This window comes from Mesorhizobium sp. M5C.F.Cr.IN.023.01.1.1, from assembly GCF_003997585.1.
GTDB lineage: Bacteria > Pseudomonadota > Alphaproteobacteria > Rhizobiales > Rhizobiaceae > Mesorhizobium > Mesorhizobium wenxiniae.
In genome coordinates, this window is record NZ_RZSU01000070.1 from 23,168 (window position 1) to 33,786 (window position 10,619).

At 58.9% G+C, this 10,619-nt stretch carries 10 protein-coding genes and 1 pseudogene; 3 read left to right on the plus strand and 8 right to left on the minus strand.

What is annotated here, in order from left to right; all coding sequences use genetic code 11:
- Positions 1-6: 6 nt before the first annotated feature.
- Positions 7-1,179 (minus strand): glycosyl transferase family 1, encoded by a 1,173-nt coding sequence (locus EOA78_RS24210; RefSeq protein WP_127317317.1) that lies wholly within the window; start codon positions 1,177-1,179, stop codon positions 7-9.
- Between the two features lie 310 nt (positions 1,180-1,489).
- Between EOA78_RS24210 and EOA78_RS24215 the strand changes: the two genes are divergently transcribed.
- Positions 1,490-2,779, plus strand: a complete 1,290-nt coding sequence (locus EOA78_RS24215) for a glycosyltransferase (protein ID WP_127317318.1) — start codon at positions 1,490-1,492, stop codon at positions 2,777-2,779.
- A 124-nt stretch (positions 2,780-2,903) separates the two neighbouring features.
- Here EOA78_RS24215 and EOA78_RS36530 read toward each other — a convergent pair whose 3' ends face one another.
- Positions 2,904-3,110 carry a hypothetical protein gene (locus tag EOA78_RS36530; protein ID WP_127317319.1) on the minus strand — a complete coding sequence of 69 codons (207 nt, stop codon included), beginning with the start codon at positions 3,108-3,110 and terminating at the stop codon, positions 2,904-2,906.
- On the opposite strand from EOA78_RS36530, the pseudogene EOA78_RS24225 reads away from it, so the two are divergent.
- Both EOA78_RS24225 and EOA78_RS24230 read left to right on the plus strand, forming a co-directional pair.
- Positions 3,095-3,610: pseudogene (locus EOA78_RS24225) on the plus strand (phosphoribosyltransferase); the annotation flags it as partial. The gene EOA78_RS36530 and the pseudogene EOA78_RS24225 overlap by 16 nt on opposite strands.
- A gap of 132 nt (positions 3,611-3,742) precedes the next feature.
- Positions 3,743-4,537: a family 16 glycosylhydrolase gene (locus tag EOA78_RS24230; protein WP_164783911.1), complete on the plus strand. Its 795-nt coding sequence runs from the start codon at positions 3,743-3,745 to the stop codon at positions 4,535-4,537.
- A 74-nt stretch (positions 4,538-4,611) separates the two neighbouring features.
- Here EOA78_RS24230 and EOA78_RS24235 read toward each other — a convergent pair whose 3' ends face one another.
- The 6 genes from EOA78_RS24235 to EOA78_RS24260 form a co-directional block, all read right to left on the minus strand.
- Entirely contained in the window at positions 4,612-5,691 is a 1,080-nt protein-coding gene (locus EOA78_RS24235; RefSeq protein ID WP_127317321.1) for a glycosyltransferase, read from the minus strand.
- A gap of 126 nt (positions 5,692-5,817) precedes the next feature.
- A complete protein-coding gene (locus EOA78_RS24240; RefSeq protein WP_029347687.1) occupies positions 5,818-7,149 on the minus strand; it encodes a UDP-glucose/GDP-mannose dehydrogenase family protein in 1,332 nt (443 codons plus the stop codon).
- Between the two features lie 61 nt (positions 7,150-7,210).
- Positions 7,211-8,080, minus strand: a complete 870-nt coding sequence (locus EOA78_RS24245) for a glycoside hydrolase family 16 protein (RefSeq protein WP_127317322.1) — start codon at positions 8,078-8,080, stop codon at positions 7,211-7,213.
- Positions 8,081-8,247: 167 nt separating this feature from the next.
- Positions 8,248-8,646: a hypothetical protein gene (locus EOA78_RS24250; protein WP_127317323.1), complete on the minus strand. Its 399-nt coding sequence runs from the start codon at positions 8,644-8,646 to the stop codon at positions 8,248-8,250.
- A gap of 267 nt (positions 8,647-8,913) precedes the next feature.
- Entirely contained in the window at positions 8,914-9,927 is a 1,014-nt protein-coding gene (locus tag EOA78_RS24255; RefSeq protein ID WP_127317324.1) for a glycosyltransferase family 2 protein, read from the minus strand.
- Between the two features lie 444 nt (positions 9,928-10,371).
- Positions 10,372-10,617 carry an exopolysaccharide production repressor exox gene (locus EOA78_RS24260; RefSeq protein WP_127317325.1) on the minus strand — a complete coding sequence of 82 codons (246 nt, stop codon included), beginning with the start codon at positions 10,615-10,617 and terminating at the stop codon, positions 10,372-10,374.
- Positions 10,618-10,619: the final 2 nt, after the last annotated feature.

Here is a 10,619-nt window from a genome sequence, read left to right on the forward strand (position 1 = left end):
GCCATCCTAAGCCAGTGCCTGGGCAACATACGGACCCTGCACAACCGTCAACCCGCGAAGCTTTTCGACGAGCGCCCGGCAATCGCTGCGATCATGGCTCCAGGTTCGCGGATTGCGGGCAAGAACACGCGCCCGCAATTTCCCGAAACGATGCTCGTCCATATCCCCCAGGGCGGCTTCGAGGGCCTCAGGCGTAGCTTGAGGCAAAAGAACGCCTATACCCTGCCGGTCGAGGAACCGGCCGGTTTCGGTGTTGGCCATCGAGATCGGCACGGCGCCGAAGCGGCAGCCCTCGTAGAGACGGTTGGGCAGCAGCCATTCGGAATTCAGCCCCTGCTCGAAAAAATCGATGGCCCAGGAGAAATGGACCTCGCGGTAGATCGTCGCCATATCCTCGGGGTTCCGATAGGGCCCGCCAAACGAAAGCCAGGGCTCGGCTTCGACAAAACCGTGAAAATCCGGAAATTCGGAAAGCGCCGGGCGGCCCCTGAGGATGATTTCGAAGCGACCGTCGAGCCGTCGGGAAAATTCGGCCAGAAGCTCCAGGGAGCGGCGGCACCGGAGCGCACCGAACCAGCCGATCCGCCAAGGCGGAGCGACGGGATCATCCGCCACCATGCGATCATCCAGCGCAACCGCGGCAGGCTCGAAATATTTGTTCTCGAGCAGCTCGACCGGCGCGGCAATCTGCCCAAACGGCTTGAAATAGTTGGCGATAAACGCCGGCGAACTGGTCACCAGCAGCATTACATCCCTGGCCAGATAGCGTTCCGCGCCGCGCATCGCCTTGCCCAAAAAGTCGTCGCGAAGCACAAGGCGATGAATGTCGAGGCACTCGTAGACGATCGGCACCGTCGCCTGGAAAGCCGATCTGGCACGCCGGGCAAGCGCCAGCATTTCCAGATTGCGCGCGATGATGAGGTCGGGTCTCGGCATCGAGCCGAGCTTCGAGCCGATCGAGACCGCCGCCTTTGTGACTGCTGCCAGCCGCTGGGCGAATCGGCCGTCGCGCGTCGCGCCAAGGTCGATCGGGCGCAAGCCTTCGACGTCGGCGACCGGGCTTGCTGTCCGACGGAAGCCCGCCAGTGTGACCTGGGCGCCGCCTGCCTTAAGCATTATGATCCGCCGGCGCACTGCCGGGTCGGAGACGTCGTGTACCAAGTACAAGACATGCAGCATGAAAACTCGACCGCTGTTGGCCCGCCCGCAGGGATGCTATTACAGCTTTTGCTGCATCGCAACATTTTTGGTGTTATGTAGCGGATTAAGCGATTGTCGCGCACCGCACAAACATTAGGCCGCGCGAATGTTCTATTGCGTTGCAGCAAAAAATCGGTTTTCATATGACGAGAAGTTGGTGAGAATTGGGGCCGGGGGGTTCATGCGCCTATATTTGGTTCCAGTGGAATTGCAGGATTTGGCAGTTCTGCGCCCATAGGGCAGTTCGCTAAAATCCCCTATCCCGCTGTTTGGATACGGTGGTTAAGGCATGGCCAAATCTCTTCGTATTGCCGTCTATAACGACAAATATCCGACCAGTTTCGTTACGCCGCGCGTCTCCAGACATACAATCCTGCGCAAGCGGTTCCTACCGTTCAACCTGGTCTCGTCGAAGTTGGAAGGTGTGACGTTGATCGAGCCTGCCCTGTCCGTCGACTTGGTGCATGCCTTCAACCGGATCCCGGTCAATTCTTCGAAATTCATCATCTCGTTCGAATCCCATTTGCCGCGTCAGTTCGCCCTTCGCAAGCGCGGGCCGATGGCTCGTTACTTGGCGTCGCGGATTGCGAACCCCGGCTGCCGCCGCATTATTGCCTTGTCGCATTTTGCCCGCAGGTGTTTTCTGGGTCAGCACGCCGACAATCCGAACGTAAGCCTTCTGACGGACAAGCTGATGGTCCGCCATCCGAACATCGTCGTGCCTGCCGTGGAAGATGCGATGCTTGAGAACACCGCGGAGGAACTTGTGCTGACGTTCGTCGGCGCCCATTTTGGCCGTAAGGGCGGCTGCGTCGCGGTCAAGATCGCGGAAAAAGCAATAGAGCAGAATTTGCCTATCCGAGTGAACATCGTTTCGAGTCTGCAGGTAGGCGGCGGCATATGGACGGATCCGACAACTCCAGGATTCTTTGACCAGTATATCAAGTTGCTCGACCTGAAGAATGTCCAGCATTATAGCACGTTGCCAAACCATTCGGTGCGACGATTGTTGCGCAATTCGCATTTTGGCATCCTAGCCACCTTCGGCGATACGTTTGGATACTCGGCGATAGAATCGATGTCGGAACACACCCCGGTTCTCGGAACGAGGGTCTGTGCCCTGCCTGAATTCCTGGAGGATGGTGTCAACGGAATCTCATTACCCATGAGACTCAACGATCTCGGCAATTGCTGGAATCCGGGATACAACTCGCGCGGCGAGGCGAAATTTGCCCAATATTTCCAGGATGAGGTCGAGCGCCTCGCTTGCCTGTCCATCGAACGATTGAAGACATATATCGGTCAGCCGAAGCTGATGGCGCCACTGCGACGTCAAGCCCGGTGGACGGCAGAGATCATGTTTGCCGCGGAACCGGCGGGCGCATTCCTCGATGCGCTTTACGACCGTGTGGCGTTGGAGCGAACCAAAGAACCTGTGCAACTCGACCCGGCCCTTGATGCTTCATCTCCGGAAGCCTTGCCGCTTGAACCCGACAAGCAGAAGATATCCCCGCGCCACGGTGGCACGCCGGCAGCATCGCTCAGCGTCTTGCCACCCCGGATGGCCTGGCGTGCATGAGCGCTCGACGGCTATCGCAGTCGTACCTCACGAGAGCGTGAGAATCGGATTGGGTTGCCATTGTAATTTGGCGTGCTGAGCGGCGGAGATCGTGCTCCCTTGCTGGGATTCGGATAGCCTACTGTCACTCCGAATTTCCGGGCTGTTTTGTTGCATTGCAACATTTTGATGCGGTGTCGGGAAAAATTGCCATATCGTTGTGGGAAGCGGTGAAGCTACTGCCGGCGCGGACGCCGCCCTCGCCGGCACCGAGCGAGGTGAAGTGAATGGGCGCACCGGCAAAAATCACCGCTCTGCACACTGAAAAACCAAATCGACGACGGACCCGCATACGAGAAATTCCTGAGCGAGGCGCTGCCGCTGTTTGGCCCGACCCGCAAGATCGGATGGCTGGTCACCAGCCGGCTTGAGAAATACCGCAACCACACCGAAGCATGGCTCCAAAAGCACGACATCAAATACGACAAGCTGATCATGCTCGAACTGCCGAGCAAGGCGGAACGGCAGCGGCTTGGCGGCATGGCAATTTTCAAGGCCGATTTCTACCGCAAGTCCGATGCCATGCTGTTCATCGAAAGCGAGCACCAGCAGGCCCTCAAGATCGCCGAGCTTTCCGGCAAACCGGTGCTGTGCGTGGAAACGCATCTGGTCATTTATCCCGACTCGCTGTCGCTGCCTGCACTTGGACGGATCGCCCGCAAGTTTCCAGGCAGTTTGAAACAGATGAATTCGCAGGAAGGGCGCAAGACGGCCATCAAGATCGTCGCGCGCAGGCTACTTGGCGAACGCGGCTATGAGACACTGAAGAGCCGGGTCAAACGACCGGCTTAGATGTCGAGCCAAAACTGTGGCCAAGGGACATCATGCCGCCGATTTCACCATTTACGGTGTGGTTCGCCGGTCACCACGAACGGCCATCATGAGCCGTCGGGAAAGCTGGAATCTGCCATCGGAGATAGACGCATGAATTTCACACGCAGAAAACTGTCGGCTCTTCTTGTTGCCTCGGCAGCATTGCAACTGGTTCATAGGCGAGCCGTGGCAGAGAGTGTTGCCGCAGGAGACGCGGAAGCTGCCGTTGACAAGCTTCCGGATTGGTCAGCGGTCAAGCTCCAACTTTGGAAGTATAACAATCCCTTCGTGCCATCGCAGTGGGGCGAGCCCAAGCTCGGAGGGTATGACTGGAAGGCGGCGAACGCCAAAATCGTTGACGGCGCGCTTCAGCTTACTGTCAGCGAGAAAGCTTCCGCACAGGTCGTAGCCGGCGGTAAATCCGACTTTTCATCGGCAAGGTGGGAAGTGGATGTCACTCTCCCGACGATGAAGCCAGGGCTTGTTGCAGCTCCGCTTTGGACTTTTAACGAGAAAGCCCATGAGGAAATCGATTTTGAATTCGTGGGCACGAAAGGACTACAGCTCAATGTTTGGGCAAACGTCGACAATCAGCACAAGAGCGTTTGGCTAAAGTGGATCCAACTCGGCGACCTCTCGGGGAAAAGATACCGCCTTGGCATAGAATATGAGGCGGGAAAACGTGTTGCTTTCCTCATTGACGGCAAAGAAGCTGCCGTGGTTACGCCGGCTGACACTCTGGGCGGTGCCTTTCCGAACAAGCCCATGAAGGCGTACTTCGATCTATGGGTTGCGGCAGGCGCGGTAATGGACGCAGGTTGGGCCGGCAAATGGGAGCCGATGCCGGCGTCGGACAAACTGGTCATGACAATTCATGGCTACAGGCGAACTGATGTCGCTCAGTGAGATTGCAATTCATCCGACCGCTGCGCAACCTCGGTTCAAGCCTCAAGGGCATGCTTTTGGGCGACATGCATTAATCAGGCGGCTTGGCGCGAACGCTGCTGGGCCGCCCGGTCGAGCATCGAAAAGAAGGTCGCGAACTGACGTTCAGGATGCAGCGCCGGCCGCTCGGAAAATTCACGTGCCGCCGCCGAGAGCCGTTCATATTCCTGGCTGTCGTTCCACAGCCGCCTGATCGCCGCGACCCAGTCGTCGAGCGGTGCGTCATAATCGAGCACCACGCCACCGGCGCCAATCGCTTCCGGCAGGCCGCCGCGCCGGGACCCGACGACCGGAATGCCGCTGCAATGGGCCTCGGATGCCACGCGCCCCCAGGCCTCTTCCCATTTGCTGGGCGCCAGCAGGATCTTGGTGCGGCTATAGACCGTCTTCATGTCGCTGGTGCGGCTTTCCAGCCTGACATTGCGCAGCGGCGCGATGGTCCGTTCGATCTGTGCCCGGTGGTCGTCGTCGAGCTTCCAGCTTTCGACGAACAGGAACGGAATTTCGGAGCATTGGCCGGCAATGCGCACCGCGAGTTCGAACCCTTTTTCATTGTAAGGGTTGATCAGCGTAACAAACTCGCCTGTCGTCGGGGTGCTGTAGAGCGCGGGATTGATGGTCGGCGGTATGACCGTCGAATCGATGTCGAATTTTGCCTTGTAGGTGCGCGCCGTGAATTCGGAATTGGCGATATAAAGCGCCGAATGCAGCTCGCGCAGATCCCCGCCCAATTCGTGGAATTCGACGTTCCGCAGATAGACGACCAGCGGCACGCCAAGCGCCTGCAGCGCCTTTCCGATCGGCACCGATTTGTGGCACTGCACGACGGCGACGTCGGGATCGAGCCTTTCGACGGCAAAGCGCGCCGCTTCCCAGGGAAACCACGCCCGCACCACAGGGTAACCGGGATAGCTGTCGATGACGGCGCGCTGCCTCAGAAGCTTCATCTTGGCGCGCGCCTTGTAGCCAAAGACGCCCTGGCCGAACAGCGCGGCAAGCACTGATGCCTCGTGGCCATGTTCAAGCAACTGTTCGGCCAGATGGTGGGTGCTGGATTGGACACCGCCGCTGAACTGGGGAGTGTAACCGTTGCCACCTGCAAAAAGGACTTTCATGGGTCCGGCTCCTTGTCGCATTCTGGGTTTGTTCAAAAGCGGTTTACGAAGGCAGAAGATATCCATCAGTTCCCGCCAGCCTCCCTCGTGTCCCGCTGTCATGGCAACAGGCTTTCCCGCATGATCTCACGCCGCCATCCTGCCGATGCTGTGATATTCGATGCCGTAGCGAGCGATGACCTTGGGGTCGTAGAGATTTCGGCCGTCGAAGATGATCGGCGTGATCAGCGCATCCTTCATCGCGTCGAACGACGGCGCCTGGAAGTTCTTCCACTCGGTTGCGATCATGAGCGCATCGGCGCCACGCAGCGCTGCCTCCTTGGTCCCGCACAAAAGCAGATCCTCGCGCAGTCCGTAGATGGCCTGGCATTCCTGCATCGCCTCGGGATCGTAAGCCTGCACTTTTGCACCGGCCTTCCAGAGCGCTTCCATCAAGACACGCGCCGGCGCCTCGCGCATGTCGTCGGTATTGGGCTTGAAAGCGAGGCCCCACAGCGCAAAGGTCTTGCCCTTCAGATTGCCCTTGAAATAGCGGTTCACCTTGTCGAACAGGACCGACTTCTGTTCGTTGTTGCGTTCCTCGACCGCGCGCAGCAGCTTGGCATCGAATTTGACGCCTTCGGCGGTCTTGATCAGGGCGCGCACGTCCTTGGGGAAGCATGAGCCGCCATAGCCGAGGCCCGGATAGATGAAGTGGTAGCCGATGCGCGGATCGCTGCCGATGCCCTTGCGGACCTCCTCGATGTCGGCGCCGAGTTCCTCGGCCAGATTGGCCATTTCGTTCATAAAACTGATCTTGGTCGCCAGCATGCAATTGGCCGCGTATTTGGTGAACTCGGCGCTGCGCACATCCATCACGATCATCTTTTCGTGGTTGCGGTTGAACGGAGCGTAAAGCTCACGCATCACCGCCTCGGTATCCTCGCTGCCGGTGCCGACGATGATGCGGTCGGGCTTCATGCAGTCGGCCACCGCGGAGCCTTCCTTGAGGAATTCCGGATTGGATGCGACGTCGAAACCCAGATCCTCGCGGCCGCGCGCCTTCAGCGTCGCGGCGATCCTGGCCTTTATCTTCTCGCAGGTGCCGACCGGCACGGTCGACTTACCGACGACGATCTTGGGCGCGTCCATCTCCCGGCCGATGGCCTCGGCAACGGCCAGCACATATTTGAGGTCGGCCGAACCATCCTCGCCCGGAGGCGTGCCGACAGCGATCATCTGGATCTGGCCATGCTTGACGGCGGCCGCGGCATCGGTGGTGAATTTGATGCGGCCGGCCGCATGGTTCTCCTTGACGAGGTTTTCGAGCCCGGGCTCGAAAATCGGGATGAGGCCCTGATTGAGCCGCTCGACCTTTTTCACGTCGATGTCGACGCACACCACCTGGTGTCCGACTTCGGCAAGCACCGCCGCCTGCACCAGACCGACATAGCCAATTCCAAAGACCGTCAAATTCATTTGGTTTCATTCCTGTTCAAGACTTCGGAGCGCTTTCGGTCCGGCCGGTTCAGATTAGTCTTTACTTTATGCTGCATGCCAGCGATTCCGGAAACTGGCATGGCTGGCCTAGCGCCGTGAATGCGACGCGGTCCACTTGCATGGTGAGTTTTCGACCCGGATCCGAAAACGGTCCCATCCAGTTCTTCAGCGTGTCGCTGCCCCAGAGGCTGAAGAATATCTTTTGCGCATGAGTGGGCAGCTTTGCCGGATCAGTGATCGTGTTCACCAGTTGGCCATTGACGTACCAGCGCAGCCGATCCTTTTCCCAGACAAAGGCGTAGTCGTTGAAAGCTTTGTCGGCGCCGCCAGCGACGTCGACAAGCTTCTCGTTCTTGCCCTTGCCGCCTATATAGGCGTTGACCTGCACCCTGGAGGTGTCCTTGGTCAGCACCTCGAAGTCGATTTCGTCATGCGGCTGCTTGTCAGTGGGGCCGATGTAGGTGAAGAAGGCGGCATTGATGCCGGAGCCCGCATCGGTTTTCATCCGCGCCTCATAGGTGCCATAGCCGAAGCGCTGCTTGGTCTGGACCTCGCCGCAGGCAAAGTCGCGATCCTTCAGTTTCCGCTTTTCGAAACCGAGCGTCAGCATGCCGTCGGAAAGCCGGACCTGGCTTTTGGACCAGGTGCAGTTCTGGTGCTTGCCGTTCGTCCAGCCGTCGGCAATGTACCAACGCGCACGATCGAAGCTGGTGAAATCATCGACGAACGATGTCGCAGTCGGGATGTCCTGCGAATGGGAAGGGGTCGGGCCTGCAACCAGGCTGCCGAGTGCGAGCAGCAGAAACGCGCCGCCCGAACATAGCTGCCTCAGGTTCCCTTGCCTGATCGAGCGCGTGAGCGGCCTGCCGCCGGTTGCTCGGGTGGACGTGCTTTTCGGATCCGCGTTCATACCAGACTCATCAAACTCATCTTTGTGCTGCACCCCAACCCAAAGTCTTCAAACCATAACGAAACGAGCTGACCTTGACCTTCTGCCAGTACCTTCCTTGTGCTGCCTCTTAACTTGCCCAGTGACACCAACCTTCTGCCTGTGGGCCCACCCAGGGATGTTGAAGTTCACCCCGTGCCGGCGGCCGGCTTGGCGAAATCAGCCTTGGCGGTCGAGCTACGCTGGGCGCTTTCGTCGAAAATTGCATCCAGCGAATGACGGAGATCCTTCATCAATTCGTTCTGGCGCGCGAGCGCCACGATGCGCCGCTCGTAGTTCAGGATCGACTTCGTCAGCTCGCTGACCTCGGAGGATCTGCTGGAGGAGGCCGCCCCATTTTCCATCGCCTCGACCAGGAAGGCCGCGTTGGTGGCCTTTGTCCGGTAGCGATTCTCAAGGCCGTTTTTCTCCGCCTCGACCTCGGCTGCGATCTGGTCTAGCAGCTTTGCCAGGCGGTCAAGGCGCGAGATGTCGGTCTGCCTGTCTCGAGCCGGATCCCTTGATTTGAAGCCAAATATCGAGGCCATGCGCTTAGTTTCCTGTCATAGCCGGCCTAAGGCTATCCCTGTGCCCGTCCGGGCCAAAAAAGTCTTGTCGCATCGTCCAGCTCCTCTGACAGGGGGACATTTTCGGGCCGTTTCAAACAGCCAATCAAAATTGCTGCACCGCAACATACATGCCATCCCCGAAGCGAGTAGGCAACCACCTAGTGCGGCGAATCGGCAATTCGCATCACTTTGAAGCAGGGTAAGGACCTGTTGACATGATCGGCATGGCGCCGGTTGCGGACCAGCTCAAGGCTCGCCGACCGGGCTGGTTGCGGCCATGAGAAAGCGCAGCGGCGGCACAGGCTGCTTCGAGGCAAAGCCGGCGCGGCGAAACAGCGCATCCAGCTTGTCGGCGGCCACGCCGCGAAGGATGGGGATGAGGTTGGATTGGCTGGCCAGGGCGTAGGCCGCAGCCGATGTCAGCCCCTGCTCGTTCTTCACGTCGAGGAAGTTTCGCAACCGATATTTGTCGCGTACCTGCCGTTCGTGCCTTCTGAGCACGGCCTTAGAGCCTTCCGGCAAACTATCGATCGTCAGCAGCGCCAGATCCGCGTCGGCCAGACGCTTGAGGTCCTGCGTCTTGTGCTGGCCGCTCAGCGAGTCCGCGCGAACGATCGCGCCATAGCCGCAGGACCTGATGACTTTGAAGCGCGCCCCGCAAGCAACCGCGCGCGCGTAGAGTTCATAGTCTTCGCCCAGCCGCAGGTTTTCGTCATAGCGCAGTCCATGTCGGTCAAGAAAAGCGCGGCTGATCACCGGTTTGAGGAAACCCAACTCACCTCTCTGCACGCGGCGACTGGAGATGTTGCCTTCGATGAAACGCTCGAAATCGAGAAATTCCGGATCGGCCGAAAACCGCGGAGCGGTGATTTTCGAGAGGTCGGTCGCCGCATCGTCCCTGATCATCATGATGTTGTCGGCAGCGAAATCCCAATCGGCGCTGGCGAACAACTCGCGAAATCTGCCCTCGAGAAAAAAATCGTCGGCATCCAGAATGCTGATGAACGGCGATTTGGAGCTGGCGATCGCGGCGTTGCGGGCGAAGGAAGGACCACCGTTGACGTCGAACCGGATGACGGAAAGCCTGCCGCTGCCATCGTCGGCCGCCCGAGCGACTTTCGCGGTATCGTCAGTGGAGGCGTCATCGACGACGACGACTTCGGCCACCTCCGGCTCGCGCAATGCCGATGCGATGGCAATCGGAATTGTCCGCGCCGCGTTGCGGGCGGCGATGATCACGCAGACCTGGGGTTCTGTCATCAATTCGCCTCTCGACTGCACAGATAGCTCCGAATTTCTCGCCGCCCCCGGTTTGATGTCCAATGCAGCTCTCGTTTTCTCACTGACTGTCGGCTGTTTGAAAAGAAGCGCCAGCCGGCGCTTATGCTGCAATTGCGAAGCAAAGCATCGTCAAAATCATTCGCGCCGTCCAGTCTTTCCTGACGGTGTCGTAATGGCGCAAATCGATAGGGCGGTGAAATGCCCGCAGATAGACGGACTGCTTCGCAAACCGTCCCTGCTCATCATGGATGGACCGTCAGCGCACTCGAATTGCTGATCACCAGGTCGATCGACAGAGTTTGGGCAAAATTAGAGCTGAGTCAGAGGATCCGAGGCTGAAGGAAAAATCCGGAAGCCCGTTGCCCAGCATGCTGTCGGGCGAGCAGTCCGCCAGCAATCCGGCCGACGCTTTCTGTCGTCAGGTTAGCGCAGGCTTCTCCTGGCACTGAACTTCTCGCCGTCGGCCACTTCGGTCGAACTCAGCGTTCGTTCGGCATCACGAATCTTGTCAGCCGACGTCGGGGAATTTCTGACCACCATGACGAAAACCAGCAGAAAGTAGCCCAACTGGATGACAATGGCACAGGCTATAGCGCGAAAAAGCGTTGTGCCTAGCGAAGCGCCGTCGAGATAAGACCAGGCGACCACGATCGCCAGAGCGAAAATCATGC